This window comes from Paenibacillus sp. FSL P4-0338, from assembly GCF_038002365.1.
Classification (GTDB): Bacteria; Bacillota; Bacilli; order Paenibacillales; family Paenibacillaceae; genus Paenibacillus_AQ.
The window spans coordinates 1-23,771 of the sequence record NZ_JBBOCG010000002.1 but is presented as its reverse complement, the minus strand read 5'-3'; the positions used below and the strand labels follow the sequence as shown (position 1 = coordinate 23,771).

Annotated in this window: 16 protein-coding genes, 10 tRNA genes, 3 rRNA genes and 1 other RNA gene; 1 reads left to right on the top strand and 29 read right to left on the bottom strand. The window is 51.4% G+C overall.

Annotated elements, in window-relative coordinates; all coding sequences use genetic code 11:
* Positions 1-195 precede the first annotated feature (195 nt).
* From MKZ07_RS24200 to rpoE, 29 genes are all read right to left on the bottom strand, one after another.
* On the bottom strand, positions 196-1,317 hold the full coding sequence (locus MKZ07_RS24200; protein WP_341028123.1) for an ABC transporter ATP-binding protein: 1,122 nt from the start codon (positions 1,315-1,317) through the stop codon (positions 196-198).
* A gap of 109 nt (positions 1,318-1,426) precedes the next feature.
* On the bottom strand, positions 1,427-2,527 hold the full coding sequence (locus MKZ07_RS24195; protein WP_036690032.1) for a PucR family transcriptional regulator: 1,101 nt from the start codon (positions 2,525-2,527) through the stop codon (positions 1,427-1,429).
* 146 nt (positions 2,528-2,673) lie between these two features.
* Positions 2,674-2,746, bottom strand: a tRNA-Lys gene (locus tag MKZ07_RS24190).
* An 11-nt stretch (positions 2,747-2,757) separates the two neighbouring features.
* Positions 2,758-2,840, bottom strand: a tRNA-Tyr gene (locus MKZ07_RS24185).
* Between the two features lie 5 nt (positions 2,841-2,845).
* Positions 2,846-2,921 (bottom strand) — tRNA-Phe (locus MKZ07_RS24180).
* 28 nt (positions 2,922-2,949) lie between these two features.
* A tRNA-Asp gene (locus tag MKZ07_RS24175) sits at positions 2,950-3,027 on the bottom strand.
* An 18-nt stretch (positions 3,028-3,045) separates the two neighbouring features.
* Positions 3,046-3,121 (bottom strand) — tRNA-Thr (locus MKZ07_RS24170).
* A 33-nt stretch (positions 3,122-3,154) separates the two neighbouring features.
* A tRNA-Val gene (locus MKZ07_RS24165) sits at positions 3,155-3,230 on the bottom strand.
* Positions 3,231-3,239: 9 nt separating this feature from the next.
* Positions 3,240-3,316 (bottom strand) — tRNA-Met (locus MKZ07_RS24160).
* A gap of 24 nt (positions 3,317-3,340) precedes the next feature.
* Positions 3,341-3,432, bottom strand: a tRNA-Ser gene (locus tag MKZ07_RS24155).
* 81 nt (positions 3,433-3,513) lie between these two features.
* Positions 3,514-6,442: ribosomal RNA gene (locus MKZ07_RS24150) — 23S ribosomal RNA — on the bottom strand.
* Between the two features lie 175 nt (positions 6,443-6,617).
* Positions 6,618-6,693, bottom strand: a tRNA-Ala gene (locus MKZ07_RS24145).
* Between the two features lie 29 nt (positions 6,694-6,722).
* Positions 6,723-6,799, bottom strand: a tRNA-Ile gene (locus MKZ07_RS24140).
* Positions 6,800-6,846: 47 nt separating this feature from the next.
* A 5S ribosomal RNA gene (gene rrf, locus MKZ07_RS24135) occupies positions 6,847-6,963 on the bottom strand.
* A 124-nt stretch (positions 6,964-7,087) separates the two neighbouring features.
* Positions 7,088-8,648 (bottom strand): 16S ribosomal RNA (locus MKZ07_RS24130).
* Together the 16S, 23S and 5S rRNA genes with 10 tRNA genes alongside form the textbook arrangement of a ribosomal RNA operon.
* A gap of 303 nt (positions 8,649-8,951) precedes the next feature.
* Positions 8,952-9,218 (bottom strand): pro-sigmaK processing inhibitor BofA family protein, encoded by a 267-nt coding sequence (locus MKZ07_RS24125; protein ID WP_036698881.1) that lies wholly within the window; start codon positions 9,216-9,218, stop codon positions 8,952-8,954.
* Between the two features lie 28 nt (positions 9,219-9,246).
* Positions 9,247-9,513 (bottom strand): DUF2508 family protein, encoded by a 267-nt coding sequence (locus MKZ07_RS24120; protein WP_051493900.1) that lies wholly within the window; start codon positions 9,511-9,513, stop codon positions 9,247-9,249.
* A 202-nt stretch (positions 9,514-9,715) separates the two neighbouring features.
* Positions 9,716-10,315 carry a recombination mediator RecR gene (recR, locus tag MKZ07_RS24115; RefSeq protein ID WP_036698882.1) on the bottom strand — a complete coding sequence of 200 codons (600 nt, stop codon included), beginning with the start codon at positions 10,313-10,315 and terminating at the stop codon, positions 9,716-9,718.
* Between the two features lie 36 nt (positions 10,316-10,351).
* Entirely contained in the window at positions 10,352-10,663 is a 312-nt protein-coding gene (locus MKZ07_RS24110) for a YbaB/EbfC family nucleoid-associated protein (RefSeq protein WP_036698884.1), read from the bottom strand.
* A 49-nt stretch (positions 10,664-10,712) separates the two neighbouring features.
* Positions 10,713-12,482 (bottom strand): DNA polymerase III subunit gamma/tau, encoded by a 1,770-nt coding sequence (gene dnaX / locus MKZ07_RS24105; RefSeq protein ID WP_341028118.1) that lies wholly within the window; start codon positions 12,480-12,482, stop codon positions 10,713-10,715.
* Positions 12,483-12,696: 214 nt separating this feature from the next.
* An RNA gene (ffs, locus tag MKZ07_RS24100) (signal recognition particle sRNA large type) lies at positions 12,697-12,965 on the bottom strand.
* A 47-nt stretch (positions 12,966-13,012) separates the two neighbouring features.
* A complete protein-coding gene (gene rpmE / locus MKZ07_RS24095) occupies positions 13,013-13,210 on the bottom strand; it encodes a 50S ribosomal protein L31 (protein WP_036698887.1) in 198 nt (65 codons plus the stop codon).
* A 125-nt stretch (positions 13,211-13,335) separates the two neighbouring features.
* A complete protein-coding gene (locus tag MKZ07_RS24090) occupies positions 13,336-14,613 on the bottom strand; it encodes a radical SAM protein (protein WP_036698888.1) in 1,278 nt (425 codons plus the stop codon).
* Positions 14,614-14,638: 25 nt separating this feature from the next.
* The gene (rho, locus tag MKZ07_RS24085; protein ID WP_076162080.1) at positions 14,639-15,997 is read right to left on the bottom strand and encodes a transcription termination factor Rho; all 1,359 of its coding nucleotides are present in this window, start codon (positions 15,995-15,997) and stop codon (positions 14,639-14,641) included.
* A 144-nt stretch (positions 15,998-16,141) separates the two neighbouring features.
* On the bottom strand, positions 16,142-17,395 hold the full coding sequence (locus tag MKZ07_RS24080) for a UDP-N-acetylglucosamine 1-carboxyvinyltransferase (protein WP_036698893.1): 1,254 nt from the start codon (positions 17,393-17,395) through the stop codon (positions 16,142-16,144).
* Between the two features lie 197 nt (positions 17,396-17,592).
* A complete protein-coding gene (fba, locus tag MKZ07_RS24075) occupies positions 17,593-18,447 on the bottom strand; it encodes a class II fructose-1,6-bisphosphate aldolase (protein WP_036698894.1) in 855 nt (284 codons plus the stop codon).
* A gap of 205 nt (positions 18,448-18,652) precedes the next feature.
* Complete coding sequence (locus MKZ07_RS24070; protein ID WP_036698896.1) at positions 18,653-19,039, bottom strand: response regulator; 387 nt, start codon at positions 19,037-19,039, stop codon at positions 18,653-18,655.
* A gap of 291 nt (positions 19,040-19,330) precedes the next feature.
* Positions 19,331-20,938, bottom strand: coding sequence for a CTP synthase (locus MKZ07_RS24065; RefSeq protein ID WP_036698897.1), 1,608 nt, complete (start codon positions 20,936-20,938; stop codon positions 19,331-19,333).
* Positions 20,939-21,281: 343 nt separating this feature from the next.
* Complete coding sequence (gene rpoE, locus MKZ07_RS24060) at positions 21,282-21,845, bottom strand: DNA-directed RNA polymerase subunit delta (protein ID WP_036698899.1); 564 nt, start codon at positions 21,843-21,845, stop codon at positions 21,282-21,284.
* Between the two features lie 545 nt (positions 21,846-22,390).
* Here rpoE and MKZ07_RS24055 point away from each other — a divergent pair.
* Complete coding sequence (locus MKZ07_RS24055) at positions 22,391-23,605, top strand: S8 family peptidase (protein ID WP_341028115.1); 1,215 nt, start codon at positions 22,391-22,393, stop codon at positions 23,603-23,605.
* Positions 23,606-23,771: the final 166 nt, after the last annotated feature.

Below are 23,771 nucleotides of genomic sequence, written 5' to 3'. Positions count from 1 at the left end.
CGCTTCCCCGCATACCCGTTACATCTTTATCCATTCCAGCTACAGGTAATTCTCCTGCTATCTTAATGGATTATGCCAGTGAATGCAATCTTAACCCCAGCTGTTATCGTTCCAATCCACCATGATCATTACAAGAAAAAGCCGCCTAACCAGGCGGCTTTCTTCATTATAAACTATGTTCACCCTGCAGAGATCTTATCCAAGCAGAACGTTAAGTTCGGATTCTTTATCGAAGATGTGGACTTTGTTCATGTCGATGGCCAATCTAGGCTTGCTGCCTTCACGGGTAGTGGAACGTCCATCTACACGCGCAATTACAGTGTTATTGCCAAGACCGCTCAAGTAGAGGAGCATTTCATGACCAAGGTTTTCCGTAACATCAACCATCGAAGTGAAGATTGTGTTAGGGGAAGCTTCCAGGAATACTGGCTCTTCATGGATGTCTTCTGGACGAACGCCCATAATTACATCTTTACCGATGAAGCCTTTGTTACGCAGGATTGTAGCTTTGCCGCCTGGAACTTCAACATCAAGGTTCTCTGCGCGGAAACGAACAGCGCCGTTCACTTCGGAAAGAGTTCCGTTGATAAAGTTCATTGTAGGGGAACCGATAAATCCGGCTACGAACAGGTTCGTAGGCTCATTGTACAGTTCTTCAGGGGAAGCAGCCTGCTGAATGATACCGTCGTACATAACTACGATACGGTCACCCATTGTCATTGCTTCTGTCTGGTCATGCGTTACATAGATACAAGTGGTTTCAAGGCGTTTAACCAGCTTGGTGATTTCAGCACGCATTTGACCACGAAGTTTAGCATCCAAGTTGGAAAGAGGCTCATCCATCAAGAAGACTTGTGGATCACGGACAATAGCGCGGCCTAGAGCGACACGCTGACGTTGACCACCAGACAGTGCCTTAGGTTTGCGTTCCAGCAAATGCTCGATATCCAGGATTCTTGCTGCTTCGCGCACTTTCTTGTCGATTTCTTCTTTCTTCACTTTGCGCAGTTTCAGACCAAAAGCCATGTTCTGATATACACTCATGTGCGGGTACAAGGCGTAGGATTGGAATACCATCGCGATATCACGGTCTTTAGGAGCAACGTCATTCACTACACGGTCACCAATGTACATTTTACCTTCAGAGATTTCTTCCAGACCAGCGATCATACGCAGGGTTGTGGATTTACCGCAACCGGAAGGACCAACCAGTACGAGGAATTCCTTATCTTTAATATCAAGATTGATATCGATTACTGTTGCTTTATCGGAACCCGGGTATTTTTTGAAAATATGCTCTAAACGTACGCCTGCCATTGTATTTCCCCCTCGAGTCTATTATTGGATTAGAAAATCAAACGCTTTCTTGTACACTTATCTTACCCCAGAGCCGGCCTCATGGCTATTTGTAAGGTTCACAAAAAACCTATTTTCTTTTCGTCACTTTATACAATAACATGGCAAGCTTCACAATAGCGGCATCCCCAAAGCTGCGGACATCGGCACCCGTTTCCTGTTTGATTTTGTCCAGCCTGTAGAGCAACGTGTTACGGTGAATGTACAGCTTCTTGGCGGTTTCACTGACATTGCAGTCCATTTCAAAAAAGGTATCCAGCGTCAGTAGCAGTTCCTTATCCGCCAGTACCGCTGTATAATCACCGATCTGGCCCAGCAGTTGTCTCCGCCGGTCATCTGGAATACTGTTAACCAGCCGCTCCATGTGCAGCTCCCACGGCAGATGAATGTAATCCCCTACCTGGAAGATGCGGCCAAGAATAATAGTCTCCCGCAGCAAGGCGACTGCTCCTGTCAGACCTTTAACCGGAATAATGGCTGGAGAGACTGCAAGATGAAAGACGCCCACCCACTCGCTCGCAATCAGTTCATGCAGCCCCATAGAAGTCTGTGACAGCAAATCCTCAGCACTCTCTTCCTCATCCTCTTTATCATCTCCGTCAGTGAGGAGTTCCTTACGGGCTAAAATTAACCATTCCTTATCCTGCAGAGGAACCAGCAATACATCATTCTCGAAATAACTGCGCAGCAGCTTCATTAAGGAGCGATACGTCATTTGCGGATTATGAACATTCTCGCTTACCAGCATGAAGGGAATCATATCTCCGAACAGCCGGCCCTTCAGTGAGATTTCATCCGGGATCTCCGCATCGTCCTTCTCCTGCTCCAGTTGGGCGTTCAGCCATCCGCTAAGCTGCCTTGCCTCCATCTCTCCTTCTTCCTTGAAGCCGGTTGCCTTCAGTGCTACCGCAAAATTGCGCCCGGCATAATTCACCAATTGCAGCTCAAGCGGTGACAGCCCTTCTGTCTCCACCCATACTGTTGTAACACGGCCATCATTCTCATAGAGGGGAAGCCAAAGATATCCCTCATGAATGACCGGCAATTCCTGATCCTTATCCGTACCTATGCCAAAAAGTGAAGCGGAATGCTGCCTCCCCAGCTGCTTGATTCCGGTCCTCTTTCCGGTGAGTTGCTCCAATTTTTGACGCAAACCCTCACTATCCATCATCACCATTCTCCACCACTTTTGCTTTTTTCGCTTATTTTATCATATTTTGCTGTAAAATGCGGAATTTGCGCTTATGAGCATTATTGAAACATATATCAAATACAAAAAAAGGCCACCACCTAAAGTGATGACCGTTTGATTTAAGATGAGCCATGAAGGACTCGAACCTTCGACACCCTGATTAAAAGTCAGGTGCTCTACCAACTGAGCTAATGGCTCATAAAAAGGGATGGAGGCTGATGGATTCGAACCACCGAACACGTACGTGAGCAGATTTACAGTCTGATGCGTTTGGCCACTTCGCTAAGCCTCCATGTATGGTGGCGCGGGAGGGAATCGAACCCCCGACACAAGGATTTTCAGTCCTTTGCTCTACCGACTGAGCTACCGAGCCATGAAAAAAGCCTGAAAAACAAAAAAAATGGCGGAACCGACGGGATTCGAACCCGCGATCTCCTGCGTGACAGGCAGGCATGTTAGGCCAACTACACCACGGTTCCACAATTTGCTCTTAAAAATGGTGCCGGCGAGAGGACTTGAACCCCCAACCTACTGATTACAAGTCAGTTGCTCTACCAGTTGAGCTACACCGGCACGGTGTAAGGCAATACAATTCAAAAATAAAAATGGTGGAGGCTGAGGGGTTCGAACCCCCGACCCTCTGCTTGTAAGGCAGATGCTCTCCCAGCTGAGCTAAGCCTCCGGGTATGTATGGTAGCGGCAGAGGGGATCGAACCCCCGACCTCACGGGTATGAACCGTACGCTCTAGCCAGCTGAGCTACGCCGCCACACTACAAGTATTGGATTTATAATGGCGGAGAGAGAGGGATTCGAACCCTCGCACCGCTTACGCAGTCTAACCCCTTAGCAGAGGGTCCCCTTATAGCCACTTGGGTATCTCTCCAAATTAATGGTAGCCATGTAAATCCGCACAGGAACTTGATTCCTGAAAACTGAATCCGAAACGAATCTGCGTGATAGAAATTTGGATAAGCCCTCGACCGATTAGTATTGGTCAGCTCCATGCATTGCTGCACTTCCACCTCCAACCTATCTACCTCGTCGTCTTCAAGGGGTCTTACATACTGGGAAATCTCATCTTGAGGGGGGCTTCACGCTTAGATGCTTTCAGCGCTTATCCCGTCCGTACGTAGCTACTCAGCCATGCTCCTGGCGGAACAACTGATGCACCAGCGGTACGTCCATCCCGGTCCTCTCGTACTAAGGACAGCTCCTCTCAAATTTCCTGCGCCCACGACAGATAGGGACCGAACTGTCTCACGACGTTCTGAACCCAGCTCGCGTACCGCTTTAATGGGCGAACAGCCCAACCCTTGGGACCTACTTCAGCCCCAGGATGCGATGAGCCGACATCGAGGTGCCAAACCTCCCCGTCGATGTGGACTCTTGGGGGAGATAAGCCTGTTATCCCCAGGGTAGCTTTTATCCGTTGAGCGATGGCCCTTCCATGCGGTACCACCGGATCACTAAGTCCGACTTTCGTCCCTGCTCGACTTGTAGGTCTCGCAGTCAAGCTCCCTTATGCCTTTGCACTCTGCGAATGATTTCCAACCATTCTGAGGGAACCTTTGAACGCCTCCGTTACTCTTTAGGAGGCGACCGCCCCAGTCAAACTGCCCGCCTGACACGGTCCCCGTACCCGATAAGGGCACTAGGTTAGAACCTAGATACGATCAGGGTGGTATCCCAACGGCGCCTCCGCAGAAGCTTGCGCTCCTGCCTCAACGGCTCCCACCTATCCTGTACAGATCGTACCCAAATTCAATATCAAGCTGCAGTAAAGCTCCATGGGGTCTTTCCGTCTTGTCGCGGGTAACCTGCATCTTCACAGGTATTAAAATTTCACCGGATCTCTCGTTGAGACAGCGCCCAAGTCGTTACGCCATTCGTGCGGGTCAGAATTTACCTGACAAGGAATTTCGCTACCTTAGGACCGTTATAGTTACGGCCGCCGTTTACTGGGGCTTCGGTTCACAGCTTCGGGTTTAACCCCTAACCACTCCCCTTAACCTTCCAGCACCGGGCAGGCGTCAGCCCGTATACTTCGCCTTACGGCTTCGCACAGACCTGTGTTTTTGCTAAACAGTCGCTTGGGCCTTTTCACTGCGGCCCCCTCGGGCTATTCACCCTACCGAGGCACCTCTTCTCCCGAAGTTACGAGGTCATTTTGCCGAGTTCCTTAACGAGAGTTCTTCCGCGCGCCTTAGAATTCTCTTCTCGCCTACCTGTGTCGGTTTGCGGTACGGGCACCTTCTCCTGACTAGAGGCTTTTCTTGGCAGTGTGAGATCATGACCTTCGCTACTATAATTTTCGCTCCCCATCACAGCCTGGCCTTAATAGTGTGCGGATTTGCCTACACACCAGCCTCACTGCTTAGACGGACATCCATCAGTCCGCGTCACTACCCTCCTGCGTCACCCCATCGCTCATAGCGGATTACGGTGGTACAGTAATTTCAAACTGTTGTCCTTCGACTACGCCTTTCGGCCTCGCCTTAGGTCCCGACTTACCCTGAGCGGACGAGCCTTCCTCAGGAAACCTTGGGCTTTCGGCGGATCAGATTCTCACTGATCTTTTCGTTACTCATACCGGCATTCTCACTTGTATGCTGTCCAGCGCTCCTTACGGTACACCTTCAACCTACATACAACGCTCCCCTACCCCAGATGCAAAGCATCTAGCCATAGCTTCGGTGGTGTGTTTAGCCCCGTTACATTTTCGGCGCAGAGTCACTCGACCAGTGAGCTATTACGCACTCTTTCAATGGTGGCTGCTTCTAAGCCAACATCCTGGTTGTCTGTGCAACTCCACATCCTTTCCCACTTAACACACACTTGGGGACCTTAGCTGATGGTCTGGGCTGTTTCCCTTTTGACAATGGATCTTAGCACTCACTGTCTGACTCCCGGCAAGAAGTTAATGGCATTCGGAGTTTGACTGAGCTTGGTAACCCTTGCGGGCCCCGCACCCAATCAGTGCTCTACCTCCACCACTCCATTCACCGAGGCTAGCCCTAAAGCTATTTCGGGGAGAACCAGCTATCTCCGAGTTCGATTGGAATTTCTCCGCTACCCCCACCTCATCCCCGCATTTTTCAACATGCGTGGGTTCGGGCCTCCAGTGCGTGTTACCGCACCTTCACCCTGGACAGGGGTAGATCACACGGTTTCGGGTCTACGTCCACATACTCAGTCGCCCTATTCAGACTCGCTTTCGCTGCGGCTCCGGCTTCTCACCTTAACCTTGCATGTTAAACGTAACTCGCCGGTTCATTCTACAAAAGGCACGCCATCACCCATAGAAAGGGCTCTGACTTTTTGTAAGCACACGGTTTCAGGTTCTATTTCACTCCCCTTCCGGGGTGCTTTTCACCTTTCCCTCACGGTACTGTTTCACTATCGGTCGCCAGGTAGTATTTAGCCTTAGCAGATGGTCCTGCTGGATTCATACGGGGTTTCACGTGCCCCGCACTACTCGGGATCCGTCTCGGAGAGAACACAGTTTAGGCTACAGGGCTTTTACCTCTATCGCGGGCCTTTCCAGACCTCTTCGCCTACCATATTCCTTTGTAACTCCATGTGAGACGTCCCACAACCCCAAGAGGCAAGCCCCTTGGTTTAGGCTGTTCCGCGTTCGCTCGCCGCTACTGACGGAATCACTATTGTTTTCTCTTCCTCAGGGTACTTAGATGTTTCAGTTCCCCTGGTCTGCCTCTGCGTATCCTATGTATTCAGATACGAGTAACTGCGAATTACCACAGCTGGGTTTCCCCATTCGGACACCCCCGGATCAAAGCTTGCTTACAGCTCCCCGAGGCAGTTTCGTTGTTCGCCACGTCCTTCGTCGGCTCCTGGCGCCTAGGCATCCTCCGTGTGCTCTTAGTAGCTTAACCAACGTTCCGGTGTTTTGCTTGTTTGCACAATCAAAAACCTTCACTTTGTAGCAACTAATAACTATTTCCACTTGCTTACACAAGTTTCAGCTAAAAGATGTTCTAAAACGCAAATTCGTTTCGGTATCCAGTTTTCAAGGATCAAGTTGTTGCATATACTGTTGTAAAGAATAATTGGTGGAGCCAAGCGGGATCGAACCGCTGACCTCCTGCTTGCAAGGCAGGCGCTCTCCCAGCTGAGCTATGGCCCCAAATAGGTATTCAATTCAAGATTGTTATATGGTGGGCCTTGGTGGACTCGAACCACCGACCTCACCCTTATCAGAGGTGCGCTCTAACCAACTGAGCTAAAAGCCCATATAACAAAACATACAGTAGTGAAGCAATCAATGAATTGATTGTTCGCTTGGCGGCGTCCTACTCTCCCAGGACCCTTCGGTCCAAGTACCATCGGCGCTGGAGGGCTTAACGGTCGTGTTCGGGATGGGTACGTGTGGAACCCCTCCGCTATCGCCACCAAACGCATACGAAAGAGACTTGCTCTTTCAAAACTGAACACGAGTGAGTGTCCGAACCCTAAGGTTCTATTGTGGAAGCAAAGCTTCCGATTTGAATGTCACCGTTGCAGGTGACGATTCTCCATAGAAAGGAGGTGATCCAGCCGCACCTTCCGATACGGCTACCTTGTTACGACTTCACCCCAATCATCTACCCCACCTTCGGCGGCTGGCTCCCTTGCGGGTTACCCCACCGACTTCGGGTGTTGTAAACTCTCGTGGTGTGACGGGCGGTGTGTACAAGACCCGGGAACGTATTCACCGCGGCATGCTGATCCGCGATTACTAGCAATTCCGACTTCATGCAGGCGAGTTGCAGCCTGCAATCCGAACTGAGACCGGCTTTGCTGGGATTGGCTCCACCTCGCGGCTTCGCTTCCCGTTGTACCGGCCATTGTAGTACGTGTGTAGCCCAGGTCATAAGGGGCATGATGATTTGACGTCATCCCCACCTTCCTCCGGTTTGTCACCGGCAGTCACTCTAGAGTGCCCAGCTTAACCTGCTGGCAACTAAAGTCAAGGGTTGCGCTCGTTGCGGGACTTAACCCAACATCTCACGACACGAGCTGACGACAACCATGCACCACCTGTCTCAACTTTCCCCGAAGGGCACCTGATGCATCTCTGCTTCGTTAGTTGGATGTCAAGACCTGGTAAGGTTCTTCGCGTTGCTTCGAATTAAACCACATACTCCACTGCTTGTGCGGGTCCCCGTCAATTCCTTTGAGTTTCAGTCTTGCGACCGTACTCCCCAGGCGGAGTGCTTACTGTGTTAACTTCGGCACCAAGGGTATCGAAACCCCTAACACCTAGCACTCATCGTTTACGGCGTGGACTACCAGGGTATCTAATCCTGTTTGCTCCCCACGCTTTCGCGCCTCAGCGTCAGTTACAGCCCAGAAAGTCGCCTTCGCCACTGGTGTTCCTCCACATATCTACGCATTTCACCGCTACACGTGGAATTCCACTTTCCTCTTCTGTACTCAAGTCACCCAGTTTCCAGTGCGACCTCAGGTTGAGCCCAAGGTTTAAACACCAGACTTAAATAACCGCCTGCGCGCGCTTTACGCCCAATAATTCCGGACAACGCTTGCCCCCTACGTATTACCGCGGCTGCTGGCACGTAGTTAGCCGGGGCTTTCTTCTCAGGTACCGTCACTCCGGTAGCAGTTACTCTACCGGACGTTCTTCCCTGGCAACAGAGCTTTACGATCCGAAAACCTTCATCACTCACGCGGCGTTGCTCCGTCAGGCTTGCGCCCATTGCGGAAGATTCCCTACTGCTGCCTCCCGTAGGAGTCTGGGCCGTGTCTCAGTCCCAGTGTGGCCGTTCACCCTCTCAGGTCGGCTACGCATCGTCGCCTTGGTGGGCCATTACCCCACCAACTAGCTAATGCGCCGCAGGCCCATCCCCAAGCAGCAGATTGCTCCGCCTTTCATTCTCTCCTCAGGAGAAAAAAGAAATTATCCGGTATTAGCTACCGTTTCCGGTAGTTATCCCAGGCTTGAGGGCAGGTTGCCTACGTGTTACTCACCCGTCCGCCGCTAAGTCTGAAAGGAAGCAAGCTTCCTTTCAGACTCCGCTCGACTTGCATGTATTAGGCACGCCGCCAGCGTTCGTCCTGAGCCAGGATCAAACTCTCCAAATTGGTATTTAGAAAGAGCGATTGCTCATTTTGAAACATCTGACGAGAATTTACATTCTCTAATTTGGATCTCACCGAAGTGATTTCCCACTCACTCGTTGTTCAGTTTTCAAAGATCAATGTCTCATCTTTTGTCGTTGATGTTTGTCTCAGCAGCGACCTTTATAATATATCACAGCACCCTTGTTTCAGTCAAGCGTTTTTTTATTTTCTTTTTTCGCTTTAGCTTTCAGCAAGTGATCCGAAGATCTCCTGTCCAAAGGGCCGAGACTTAATGTATCATGAATCAGGAGCCTTCGTCAACCTCTAAAACAAAGTTAATTTCAAACCTAATAACAGCGCCACTCCCGGCAGTCCAAGAATGGTTACAGCACCTATGGTTGTGGGGTTAAGTGGTATGTGCAGATCACTTACAACTCCTGAGAAATTAACGATATAAATTCCGAGTGCCGCCAATATAAGATGGGTTCCAAATACGCTCAGCCATGCCCACCCCAACCTTTTCCTGAATACAATCAGAATCAGCAGCGCTGCAGATATAATCAGTACACCCATAGCTACAGTTCTTAGCATCGTTCTCCTCCTCGTTGACTCGGTCTGTTCATACTTGCAGCTGGCTCCGGTTAAGTCCCAGCCGCTTGGCATCCTTAAGGTGTATCTGATATTTACGCTCAGCCGCCTCCAGGATATAGATCGCATAGTCAATCTGATCCTGGCCCAGAGCCTCATCAAACATCAGGTAAGCCCGCTCCCATTCAGACTGCGCTTTACGCACCTCATGGTACACCGCGCCCCATTCCTCTTCCGTCTCCACTGCCTTTGCCTTATCCGCATTCCCGCTCAGCCACTTGGTACTCCACCAACCCATTGCAATCCCTCCTAAGATATATGAATAACTGCAGATGCAACTATGATTCACACCCGTTAATCTCATACATATCGGAATAGGGACAAACTTAGAACCGGGAGAGGGGTCTTAGCAGAACTTTTAGCAGTGTATCAGCGGTTCTTGAGGAAATAAAAAAAGGAGCCCGAGGGCTCCCTACACTTTTAATACAACAGCACAACAGTCAGAACAGCTCACGACGGCCTTCCAGCGCCTTCGACAGGGTTACCTCGTCTGCATACTCAAGATCGCCGCCTACAGGCAAACCATGGGCTATCCTGGTGATCTTGATCTCAAAGGGACGGACAAGACGCGAGATATACATGGCGGTGGCTTCCCCTTCAATGTTGGGGTTGGTCGCCATAATCAGCTCCTTCACCCGCTCATCGCTGAGTCTGGTCAGCAGCTCCTTCAGCCTTATGTCGTCCGGCCCTATGCCTTCCATAGGCGAGATTGCACCCTGGAGCACATGATAATAGCCGTCAAATTCCTTGGTACGTTCGATAGCCACCAGATCCTTCGAGTCCTGAACCACACAGATTACCGAAGCATCGCGGGTTTTGTCCTGGCAGATCCGGCAAGGGTCGGTATCCGTTATGTTGCAGCAGACCGAGCAGTAATGAAGATTACGCTTGACGCTGACCAAGGCTTTGGCGAAATCAATCACCTCATCCTCCTTCATGTTCAGCACATGAAAAGCCAGCCGGGCCGCCGTCTTCGGGCCAATCCCGGGCAAACGTGTAAAAGCTTCTATCAGCTTGGCTAGCGGTTCTGGATAATACAAAGTATCGGTTCTCCTTTGGCAGGGAGTGGAGTAAGCCTAGAACAAGCCAGGAATCTTCATTCCGCCTGTGAATTTACCCATATCGTTGTTCGCCAACTCTTCTGCCTGGGTAAGAGCATCATTAACAGCAGTGATCACCAGATCCTGCAGCATTTCGATATCCTCCGGATCAACAACCTCCGGCTTGATCTGAATGGACAGCAATTTCTTGTGTCCGTTCACCTGAACGGTAACCACGCCACCACCGGAAGAACCTTCAATCGTCTTGCTGCCTAGCTCCTCCTGGGCTTTGAGCATCTGTTCCTGCATCTTCTTAACCTGCTTCATCATTTGGTTCATATTATTCATACATCATCTCTCCTTTGGGATGCGCATCTTCGCGCTGATAGCTGAATCCTTATTCTTTTATGACAACAAGGTCTTCTCCAAAGAGCTGGATCGCCTCATCAATCCATGGTTCGGACTTGCCTTCGCTGCTCTCGTGCTCATGCTCCAGACGCAGCTCCTCTGTTCCGGCCGAAGCCGCAGATTTCGTCGCTGCTTCATTCCAGTCCCGCATCATCATAGTAACCAGCCGGTAAGGCTTACCCAGCTTGGCATTCATTACATTCTCGATGACCTGCCGGTTCGCAGGCTTCTCTGTAGTATCCCGGTGAATGGTATTCTTGAAGGCAACCAGCACAGCATCTTCCATCACCGCCACCGGCTCACCGTCCACAAACCAAGCGTGTACCGTGACCTTCTCTTCCTTCACACCCTGAAGAACAAGACTCCACTGCTTAAAGACCGCACTAAAATCAGGACTGTCCTTACCCGCAATGAACTTATCCAGCTGCGGGGGAAGCTTAGAGGCGGAGGATACCCGCGGAGCGCTTGGCGAGGCAGTGCGCTGCGCTGCCTGCTCACGCCCGCCGCCAGCAACCCCTCCGGCTTGAATAGCCTGCTCCAGCTTCTTCTCCAGTGCGGCAATCTGCCGTCTGAGCTGATCCAGCTCACCGGACTGTACCTGAGGAGAACCATTCGCGGCTGCAGGTGCGGCCGAATTCACTACCGGATCACCTACAGACGGAGCAGCAGCATCCTGCGGACCGCTGCACAGCTTCATCAGCGCTACCTCGAATATAGTCTGTGGATGGGTCGCATACTTCATCTCTCCCAGATAGCGGCTCAGCGTCTCTACAATCAGGAATAACCTGTCACGGGTAAAGGCCTCAGCCATATCACGGAAATCGGCCGGATTAAGCACGCGGTCCGTTAGCTGGTTTGCTCCAGGCACCATCTTGATCATCAGTAAATCACGGAAATAATACAGAAGATTCTCCAAGCATTTATCTGCGCTCTTGCCCTCATGCATCATCTGTTCCACAAGCTCCAGCAGCTGTCCCATGTCACTCTCAAGAATAGCGTTCGCCAGACGCGCGAACTGCTCGGAGGGGATGCCCCCGGTCATTCCCAGCACCTGCTGATAGGTCACATTCCCGTCTGTGAAGGAAGAGATCTGATCCAGAATGCTAAGCGCATCGCGCATCCCGCCGTCAGACAGGCGGGCAATATACTGGAGAGCATCTGCATCTGCTGTAATGCCTTCCTTCTGGCAAATCTCAGTCAAGCGGCCCGTCTGTTCCTCCAGCGAGACCCGGCGGAAGTCAAACCGCTGACAACGCGAGATGATCGTAGCCGGCAGCTTGTGCGGCTCGGTGGTCGCCAGTATAAACATCACATGCTGCGGAGGCTCTTCGAGCGTCTTCAGCAGGGCATTGAATGCCTCTGTTGTCAGCATATGCACTTCATCAATAATATACACTTTACGGCGTACTTCGGTAGGTGCATATTTCACCTTATCCCGCAGATCGCGAATCTCTTCAACGCCCCGGTTGGATGCCGCATCTATCTCCTGAACATCCATGATGTTGCCTGCCGTAATCCTCAGACAAGACGGACACTCATTGCAGGGCTCAGGACCCGGGACCCGCTCGCAATTGACTGCCTTGGCCAATACCTTGGCCGCACTCGTCTTACCGGTTCCCCGCGGTCCGCTGAACAGATAGGCATGCGAAACCCGCTGTTCACGGATCGCATTCTGCAGCGTCTGGATAATATGCTGCTGCCCAACCATATCTTGAAACGACTGCGGCCGCCAGGCACGGTACAGCGCGATATGTTCCACTATGCATTACCCTCTCTCAGGCTGCCGCTTTCCGGCATTTGTCGCTAATTTATTATACTATATTCCCAAGTCTTTGACCAAGCAGAAGCGGCTCACCGTCCGTCAAGGAAGGATATTAGCCAGAGCGGGAATAATATCTCATTACCTAGCATACCTAGAAAAACAAAAAGCGTCTTTGCTTGTAGCAAAGACGCTATCATCATCCTTATTTAAACCGTGCACCTGTTATTGATGGCTGCGATCCAAGCGGTAATCCTACAAAACTGCTCGGGCTAGGCCACCCTCCGGCACAAGAGCAAACTCGCTTATGGCTGCTTCCTTCCGGACCTGACCAGGTTCACAAGCACTCATTGCGGAGGACCCAACCGTCAACACAGCCTATAGGAACCAAGGCCTCACATCGACAGCACCTCTAACAGGAATTCAACCTCGCTACAGCGGATTGCGAGTTACAGGGCACCGCTACCTCCCCGTCTAGCACGGCGAAGATAAGTATAGCTTACGGACAGGCAAAAATCAACTATGCAAAATTAGATACCATATTTCTTCTTGAATCTGTCCACACGTCCGCCGGCATCCAGGAACTTCTGCTTACCGGTGAAGAACGGGTGACAGCTTGAGCAAATTTCGACGCGAAGCTCCTGTACTGTCGAACCGGCTTCAAAAGTGTTGCCGCAAGCGCAGGTTACCTTCGTTACATTGTACTTGGGTTGAATGGTTGTTTGCATATACAATCTCACCTCTCACGCCCTAAGCCTCATGCGGGCCTAGAGTTATATGATTACGCAAGCTACATTCTAGCATGTGAAGCCCAGGCTCTGCAATAGGCCAGCCGTTCTTAAAAACCTAAAGCCTAAAGCTGCACTCTGCGCTGCTTGGCACGGGCCAGCTCAGCAGGGGGAACATGGGTGAAGGAACCAATGACAACCTCCGGGAGCTCCTCACGGAAGATCTCGAGCATGGTCTTCATGCCAAGAATCTCGCCCCGTGCAGGAGGAATAAGCTCCAGATAGCTCTCTGGGTCAATATTGAGATTACGCATCTGAATGAGCTTAAGATCTGTACGTCTGACGAACTCCACCATCGCTTCAATCTCTTCCTCACGGTCAGTAACCCCCGGGAAAATCAAATAGTTAATGGAGGTATATACGCCTTGTGAGGCAGCGTACTTCAGCGACTTCTCCACGTTAGCCAGCGTATATCCGCGAGGCTTGTAATAGGCGTTATAATGGTCATCCAGCGCGCTGATGGTACTAACCCGCATTAGATCAAGCCCTGCATCAACAATGCCGCGGATATGATCGCTTAAGCCGGCATTGGTGTTGATATTGATATAGCCCATATCGGTAATGGACCGGACTTCACGGATAGATTCAATAATCAGCTTCGCCTGCGTAGAAGGCTCGCCTTCACAGCCCTGTCCAAAGCTGACAATCGATTCCGGCGTCTTCAGGTGCTCCAGCATTACTTGCGATACTTCGTTCACAGCCGGACGGAAGTTCATCCGGGTCTGCGGGGACACAAACCCGCTGTCATCGGGCTGTTCTGAGATACAACCGAAGCAGCCGGCATTGCAGGAGTATGAGACCGGAACAGCACCTTCCCAGCGGCCCAGGAACGTATTGGACGAGGTTAAGCATTCATATTCCAGCGCGCAGTTGGACAAGTGATTATACAGACGGTTCTCCGGGTACTTCGCAGTCAGTTCGCCCACACCGGTCTTCACATCGTCCCGGTCGCAATTAAGCGGGTTCCACTGCTCCGGATCATCAGTAAGATCAGCCGCCACATAGAAACCACCGTCCTTCCATACTACAGCGGAATATCCGAAGAGCGGAAGCTTGTAGGTCTTGTCTGTCTTGACGTAACCGGGAAGGCACAGACGAGTGTATCCCTGCGGCAGCAAGGCTCCGACAGCCTGCGAACCTGCCGGCAGGGGCAGCATCTCACCAGTCTCCGGATTCATCCCAATCGCCCGCGTGCTCGGAAGCCCGACCAGCGTGGCCCCCTCAGGCAGCGGAACCAGCTCTTCCTCCAGTATCTCAACGATCATATCGCCACTGCGGGCCAGGGCATACAGCTCGGGATGATCATATACGTTTCCTTGTTCGTCGGCATATACCAAATACATGTTATTCTCCTCTTGTTATCTATTCTCAGGTAGTCGGCACAGAAGGCGCCTTGGGACGCGTGGTGCGGCGGGCGGACGAGCCGCTATTCGAGGTGCCGCCTTTGCTGGCCGTACCGCTTGCTGACGAGGAATCCTTGCCTCCAGCCACATCGAAGGAGGCCAGGAACTCCGCATTCGTCTTGCTGTCACGCAGCTTCTTCAGGAATCCTTCTACGAAGTCATAGGATTCATTCATATTTTTACGGATCGACCAGATTGTATCCAGCTCTTCCTTGCTAAGCAATACTTCTTCACGGCGCGTACCTGAACGGCGGATATCAATTGCCGGGAAGATCCGGCGCTCAGCCAGCTTACGGTCCAGATGGAGCTCCATGTTCCCTGTACCCTTGAATTCCTCATAAATAATATCATCCATCCGTGATCCGGTATCAATCAGTGCGGTAGCAAGAATAGTTAAGCTGCCGCCCTCCTCCACGTTACGTGCCGAACCGAAGAAACGCTTAGGCCGATGGAACGCGGCAGGATCGATCCCTCCGCTAAGTGTCCGGCCGGATGGCGGAACTACGAGATTGTAAGCACGGGCAAGACGGGTAATGCTGTCTAGCAGAATGACAACATCCTTCTTGTGCTCTACCAGACGCAGCGCACGCTGGAGTACAAGCTCTGCCACTTTGATATGATTCTCCGGCAGCTCGTCAAATGTCGAAGCCACTACCTCACCTTTAACCGAACGCTGCATATCCGTTACTTCCTCAGGACGTTCATCGATCAGCAAAACAAACAGTGCAATCTCGGGATTGTTCGTAGAGATACTGTTGGCAATTTCTTTGAGGAGGAGCGTCTTCCCTGCTTTGGGAGGTGCTACAATTAAACCGCGTTGCCCCAGACCTACAGGAGCAAGCAAATCCATGATACGGGTCGATAAATGGGTTGGGGATGTTTCGAGCGGCAGCTTATCTTGCGGATAAAGCGGCGTAAGCGCCGGAAAATGTAACCGTTCAGCTGCAGTTGCCGGGTTCTCGCCGTTGACGGCATTCACCTGCAAGAGTCCAAAATAGCGCTCGTTCTCTTTGGGCGTCCGGCATTTCCCGGAGACCAGGTCACCGCTTCTAAGGTCGAACTTGCGGATCTGCGATGCGGAGATATAAATATCCTCTGCACTCGGCAAGTAGTTAATCGGCCGAAGGAAGCCATAGCCTTCCGGCAGAATCTCAAGCACGCCTTCCATAAACATTAGACCGCTCTGCTCTGCCTGTGCTCTAAGAATAGCGAAGATTAACTCCCGCTTCTTAAGCGTTCCGTAATAAGGAATCTGGTATTTCTTAGCCAGCTTATACAGATCGGTAAGCTTCATTTCTTCCAGATCGGAAATTTGAAGATCCATGTGCTATAACCACCTATTCAATTTGTGTATGATGAGTTCTAAACTATGAGTCTATGAAATTGCTTATTAGGATAGGATTACCCGAATTGGAAGGAGATATGCACTCAGGCAGCCAATTTCTGCTTGCCAATCCGGGTATTCTCCTTATTCGTTCTCGCGCCAGACATCGGCTCCTAAACTGCGAAGATTACTTACGAGGTTGTCATAACCGCGGTCAATATACTCTACACCTGTCACTTCAGTGATACCTTCTTCAACAGTAAGACCTGCAATCACCAGGGCTGCGCCTGCGCGGAGATCAGCAGCCTTCACCTTGGCCGCATTCAGCGGACCGCCTTCAATGATTGCGGAACGTCCTTCCACACGAATCTTAGCGCCCATGCGGACCAATTCAGGAACATGCTTGAACCGGTTGCTGTAGACGAAATCGCTTAGGACGCTAACGCCTTCAGCCTGAGTCAGCATACTCGTCATTGGAGATTGCAGATCAGTCGCGAAACCGGGATAGATCAGCGCCTTGACATCTGCGTGCTGGTACTTGGCCCTGCCGATCACCCGGATACTCTCATCCAATTCTTCTATGTCTACTCCCATTTCCAGCAGCTTGGCAGTGAGTGCCTCCAGATGCTTGGGAATCACGTTATCAATTAAGACATTGCCCCGCGTAGCCGCAGCGGCAATCATATATGTTCCAGCTTGAATACGGTCAGGAATGATCGAATGGCGGCAGCCGTGCATTTCACTTACGCCTTCAATCCGGATCGTTTCGGTACCGGCGCCCTTAATAACAGCGCCCATGGAGTTGAGCAGGGTAGCTACATCTATAATCTCAGGCTCTTTAGCCGCATTTTCAATAATTGTAGAGCCTTTGGCACGGGAGGCCGCGAGCATAATGTTAATAGTGGCACCGACACTGGATACATCCAGATAGATCTTAGCACCGCGCAGTTCTTTGGCATACAGGTGAATCGAGCCATGGTCATTGGTAACAGTCGCACCAAGCGCCTCAAAGCCTTTGATATGCTGGTCAATCGGACGGGGCTCAAAATTACAGCCGCCGGGTAATCCAATGGTCGCTTCCTTAAACCGGCCCAAAAGTGCGCCCATCATATAATAAGAGGCCCGGAGCTTTTTCACCGGTCCGTTAGGCATGGGAATGGATACGATACGGGAGGGATTAATTCTCATTTGGCTGCCTGTCCAAGACACGCTCGCGCCAAGCTCCTCCAGAATTTCGGAGTAAACGGCAACATCACTAAGCGCAGGCAAATTATCCAGCACAACTTCAGACTCCGCCAAAATTGCTGCAGGAATAAGCGCAATAGCGCTATTCTTTGCTCCGCTGATGGTAACAACGCCCTCTAGCGGACGTCCGCCGCCAATCATTAATTTTTCCATAAATTTATCTGGTTCCCCCTACGTGTATTGCAGCTTGTTATGGCAATACCAGTTGTGGCTTAAGGTGACAAAAGGACTACTTGTGATTGGTGATTAGAAGAAGAAACGGCTGCGCCGTCCTTACCTGAAGGACGGCACCCGTTTCTGAGGAAAACGAAATGGCTTGTGCGGAAAAACGTTATGCGGCAGGGTATTAATTAGGCTTTGTTGCTGGATCCGAATTCGCGGATTTTGCCGATAACAGTCTGCTTGATAGCATCGCGGCCTGGTGCGATAAATGTACGCGGATCGTAAGCATCCGGCTTAGCAGCAAGAACTTCGCGAACAACCTTAGCGAACGCGATTTGGTTCTCAGTGTTCACGTTGATCTTGGAAGTACCCAGGGAGATGGATTTCTGAATGTCATGTACCGGGATACCAGTACCGCCGTGAAGTACAAGCGGAAGGTTAACTGCATCGCGGATTTCTTCCATTTCCTTGAATCCAAGGTTTGGTTCGCCCAGGTAAGGACCGTGTACGGAACCCAGTGCAGGAGCCAGAGTGTCGATGCCTGTTTCTTTAACGATGCGTACGCATTCGTTAAGGTCAGCGTATTGGATGCCGCCGATAACGTCATCTTCCTGTCCGCCTACAGTACCAACTTCTGCTTCTACAGATACACCTTTAGCGTGAGCATAGTCAACGACTTTTTTAGTCATTTCAATGTTCTCGTCGATTGGGTGGTGGGAGCCGTCGATCATTACGGAAGTGAAGCCGGCATCGATTGCATCTTTACATTTGTCAAAGCTTGAACCGTGGTCCAAGTGGATGGCTACAGGAACGGTGATTTTCATGTCATGAATAAGACCTTCAACCATCTTAACTACTGTGGTAAAGCCGCCCATGTGACGAGCTGCGCCTTCGGATACGCCAAGGATTACCGGTGACTTCTCTTCTTCTGCTGCACCAAGAATCGCTTGCGTCCACTCCAGGTTATTGATGTTGAACTGGCCAACTGCATATTTTCCTTCAAGTGCTTTGGTCAACATGTCTGTCATAGATACTAATGGCATGGTTTCAATCCTCCTAAAATATTGGGTTGCTTATATAAGCCGACATCACATACAGGCCTATTATAGCACATCCTGTGTTAAATACTAAATAGGATACACAAAAAAATGTCCCGGTGGGACGATATACAGCCAACCCTTTGCCGGCGGATCATTTCCTCTTTTAGCGTATCCATAACAGGATGTCCCCAAACTCTATTTTTCTAAGCTAGCTGCATTGGTCAACTGATTTGTTGTGCAGGTGCATATTGACGGCAACGCGCATCTCATCGATATCAAACGGCTTGGTAAAATGCATCAGGGCTCCCAGCTTGGTCGCTTCCTTAATCATGTCCAGCTCTCCGTAGGCCGTCATCATAATGACCTTGATCGCCGGATTAAGCTCCTTCAGATGCTTGAGAATCTCGAGTCCGTCCATCCCCGGAATTTTCATATCCAGCAAAACCATATCCGGCGATTCGTTCCTGACAATGTCCAGCGCCAATTTCCCGTTAGCTGCCTGAAAGGTGGCATAACCTTCACTATTGAATACTTCCATGAGAAGAATCCGGATTCCATTCTGATCGTCGACGATTAACACTTTCTTCTTTTCCATACGATACCCTCCCAGAGTTTAAGGCAGATTGTCCATACCGCGCCCTCTCAACAGCTAACGGCCCCGCTTCAACTTAGTCTATACGAAACCTATTATTCGTGGTTTGCAGCCAAAATCCTGCTAATTGGCTAAAATGCGTAAATCTATGCCATATAAAGGAGGATTTTCGGTGAAAAAGCGGGAATACAGTCCCCTTGCATTCAGGAAGCTATTATGCAAAGCAGGTCTTCAAAAAAGAAAGCCCCCGTACCGGGAGCTCCCACAGGCCTGTCTGGCCTATTCATTCTATAGTTACATTTGCTCGGAATGTGTAAGCGAGGCTTTGACAAATTCACGGAACAGCGGTTGCGGACGGTTGGGACGGGAGGTGAATTCCGGGTGGAATTGCACGGACAGGAACCACGGGTGACCCGGCAGCTCGACAATCTCCACCAGACGTCCATCAGGAGAGGTACCGGAAATAACCAGACCTGCCTTCTCCATCTCATCACGATAAGCATTGTTGAATTCATACCGGTGACGGTGACGCTCATAGACCAGCTCATCGTCATAGCAGGACATAGCAAGGGAATCCGGCAAAAGCTTACAAGGATACAGGCCAAGGCGCATCGTGCCGCCCATATCTTCGATATCCTTCTGCTCTGGCAGAAGGTCAATCAGCGGATGCGGAGTCGAAGGATCAATCTCGGAGCTGTTCGCTCCTGCCAGTCCCAGCATGGAACGGCCGTACTCGATGACAGACACCTGCATTCCCAGGCAAATGCCGAAGAACGGAATGGACTGCTCCCGCGCATAGCGGATGGCCGAGATCTTGCCTTCGATTCCCCGGTCGCCGAAGCCGCCTGGAACCAGAATGCCGCCGATGCCGCCCAGCAGCTCGTCCACATTCTCATCGGTTACCAGCTCTGCATCGACCCACCGGAGCTTCACTTCGGCATTGGAGGCAAATCCGGCATGGGACAGGGATTCAACAACACTCAGATAAGCATCGTGCAGCGCCACGTACTTGCCGACGATAGCAATCTCAACGGTACGCTCCAGCTTCTGAATCCGCTCCAGCATGCTCTCCCATTCACGCATATCCGGCGCAGGAGTAGTCAGCTTCAAGTGGTTGACGACAATCTCATCCAGACCTTCGTCGCGCAGATTCAGCGGCACCTCATAAAGCGTCGCGGCATCGCGGCATTCCACAACGGCGTTCTCATCGATATCACAGAACAGAGCCAGCTTGGCTTTCATATCGTTGGTCAACGGATATTCCGTACGGCATACGATCACATTGGGCTGAATCCCGATGCTGCGCAGCTCCTTGACACTATGCTGGGTCGGCTTTGTTTTCACTTCTCCGGCTGCTTTGATATAAGGAATCAGGGTCACGTGAATGTACATGACATTCTCCCGGCCGATGTCGCTCTTGATCTGACGGATGGCTTCCATGAACGGCAGACTCTCGATATCGCCCACGGTGCCGCCGATTTCGGTAATGACTACATCCGAGCCGGTCTCACGGCCCGCACGGAAGACACGTTCCTTGATTTCGTTCGTAATATGCGGGATAACCTGCACGGTTCCCCCAAGATATTCTCCACGGCGTTCTTTGCTGATGACCGAGGAATAGATTTTGCCTGTGGTTACGTTGCTGTTCTTGGACAGGTTAATGTCAATAAACCGCTCGTAATGCCCAAGGTCGAGGTCGGTCTCCGCGCCGTCATCGGTCACGAATACTTCCCCGTGCTGATAAGGACTCATCGTTCCCGGGTCCACGTTAATGTAAGGATCGAATTTCTGGATCGTTACCTTGAGACCTCTGTTCTTGAGCAGTCTGCCCAGCGAAGCAGCGGTAATGCCTTTGCCAAGGGAAGACACAACGCCACCCGTTACGAAAATATACTTTGTCACTGTAAAACCCTCCTAAATAAAGTCCAGAAATTCAGGGGACGCTTGCCCCTTATCGTATCCCTTTTTTCCATCATCCAACCGGGGAACCCGAAAGTTGCTTCCACCCGCCAAAATTCAAGGCCGGCAGCCTGGAAATCGCGGAAAACCGCAGCTTCTTGGCATACAAATTAAGCGAAGCTTATTCTTTCTTATCTTGTAAAAAAACAAAAAAGTGACACCCGTAGACCCGGGGCACTTTTTATTTTAGAAAACAATATTAACTTTCATTATAAGCCCATGCAATAGTTTACTCTGAGCGTCCCGCCCCTGTCAAGGGAGGAATTGCGCCCCTGCAAAGACTGTTCTAAAATTTATCTTCCTCGTCCTCATCGTCGGCATCGTCTTCTTCGCCGTCTTCGGAATCTTCATCATCCGATTCGTCTTCGTCAATGTCGTCTTCATCAATGACTACATCTTCGTCAACTTCCTCTTCGCTGTCGTCGTCAGAATAGAGGTCGTCGCGATCTTCATCAATCGCATCGAAATCCTCTTCCTCAGCAGCATAATTCTCTTCTTCATCGGCAAAATCGTCATCTTCCAGATCGTCGTCTTCATCGTTGATGATCCGCACGCGCTTGGTGTTGCCGACAGGGTCATCGGAGCGTTCGAGCGGGTACCAGCGCTTCAGGCCCCACAAGTTGGTTCCGACACAGGCAAAACGCCCGTCAATATTAATCTCGGTATATAGCTGGGCGATCGTATCTTGGCTCTCTTGATCGGTCAACCCGCGCAGCTTGGCAACCTCCACCATCAGATCACGGTAGTAGTAAGGCGTATTAGCTGCCTTAAGCACCAGGAAGGCCAGGTCTACCATCGGCATTTCTTTTACTTTCTCAGGGTCCAGCTTTAAATTGAGTGGCGTACTCACTAAAGGACACTTCCTCTCACGCATTGTTCACATTAAATCATGCTTCATTCATGATATCCATTAACAAAACTAAGTAAAACCTATTTGCGGGTAAATTGCAAGTCTATTGCAGCAAGATCCGGGAAACGGAATCTGCGGCCCTGCCGCTGGATGAAGGCTTGTCCGCCTGGGCGGGGCAATAAATGGGATGAGCATGGAGTAACTAATACAAGTGGAAACGACTTTACTGTCCTTTTAAAGGACGGTACCGTTTCAGCGAGAAATAGAAGGATAAATTATCGTGTGAAACCTATAATTTCTTATATTTTTCCCAAAAAGGCGGAGGGGGGTACCCCTCCGCGCATGACTGTATCCACGCCAAGGATCGGCTCCTTACGGGATGTTGCAGGGCACCTCGCGGTTCCCTCTGTTTATTTTATGTAAACTCCAGCCTTTTGACACGATGGGCAGCCTATTTCGTTAAAAAAGGGCAAGTTCCCATTCGGACACCATCCCCCTTTCATACAATATGGCAGCACGGCACCGAGGAGGGGACGGCGTAACCTATGGATTATTACGGATTTTGGCAGATGCTGCTTGAAGAAATGAAGGCTGCCCCCAAAAGTGCACCGCGGCACATTGTGACCTTCAACGACCCCCGCATGTATGCCGGCGCACTGACGCAGTGGAAATCTCTGAAAACTAAAAAGCCTGGTCTGCGGCAGGTTCAGGTCTCTACGCTGATTCAGGCTTTCTTCGTGCCCGCCGCAGGAGCAGAGCGGCTGATGAACCGTTATGCGGATTCCCTCTGTATAGAAGCAGACCACCGGATTCAGGTTCATTCGCCCTTGGCGGACAAAAGCGGTTCCGCCCTGATGCCCTGGGGAATCAGGGCCATCCGCGCTCCACAGGCCTGGTCCAGATCGACTGGCGTCCATGTGAAGATCGGCGTCATTGATACAGGCGTCGATTTCCGCCATCCCGATCTCAGGCATTCTCTGGCCTCCGGGGTCAACCTGCTGAACCGCGGCATGATGCCGCTGGATGACAACGGACACGGCACGCATATTGCCGGTACCCTGGCGGCAGCCGGGGGCTCACGCAATATGATGGGCGTAGCCCCCCGGGCGCTGCTCTATCCGGTCAAGGCCTTCGACCACAACGGCTCCGCTTATGTGTCGGATATTGTCCTTGGCATCGATTGGTGCGTGCAGAACAAAATCGATATCATTAATATGAGCTTCGGGATGAGGAACCGGAGCAAGGCTCTGCATGAGGTGGTGATCAAGGCCTACCGGGCCGGGATTGCCATTATCGCTTCCTCCGGCAACGACGGCAAGCGCGGCGGGGATTACCCCGCGCGCTATCCGGAGACTATTGCCGTAGGCGCCCTTGATAGAAGGCAGCGCGTCGCCGCCTTCAGCAACCGCGGACCGTACATTGATGTGTACGGCCCAGGCGAGGGCATCCCCTCCTGCTGGCTGCGGGAGGGGTACAAGGAAATGAGCGGCACCTCCATGGCGACCTCCCATGTCACCGGTGCCGCGGCCCTGCTGCTCGCGCTGCGGCCGGGGCTGTCGCCCCGCGAGCTGAAGCTGCTCTTGCGCCGCTCCGCTTCGCCGGTGCGGCTGCGTAAGGGCCAGCGCCGCTCGTCGCTGGGCGGCGGCGCGGCCGATGCACTGCAGCTGCTGCGCGCAGGCATCCGGGCCCGGCGGGGCAACGGCAGCGCCAGCAGCACCGCAGGCAGCGGAGCGAAGGCCGCTGCTGTGGCGAAGGCTTAAGGTGCAGCAGCATAGCATAATGACAAGTGGAAACGGTACCGTCCTTGTAAAGGACGGTACCGTTTCAGCGAGAAATAGAAGGATAAGTTATCGTGTGCAACATATAATTTCTAGAGTAAAGGGCTGGTGCAACCCAGCCCCTCCTCATCAAACCGTACGTGAGGTT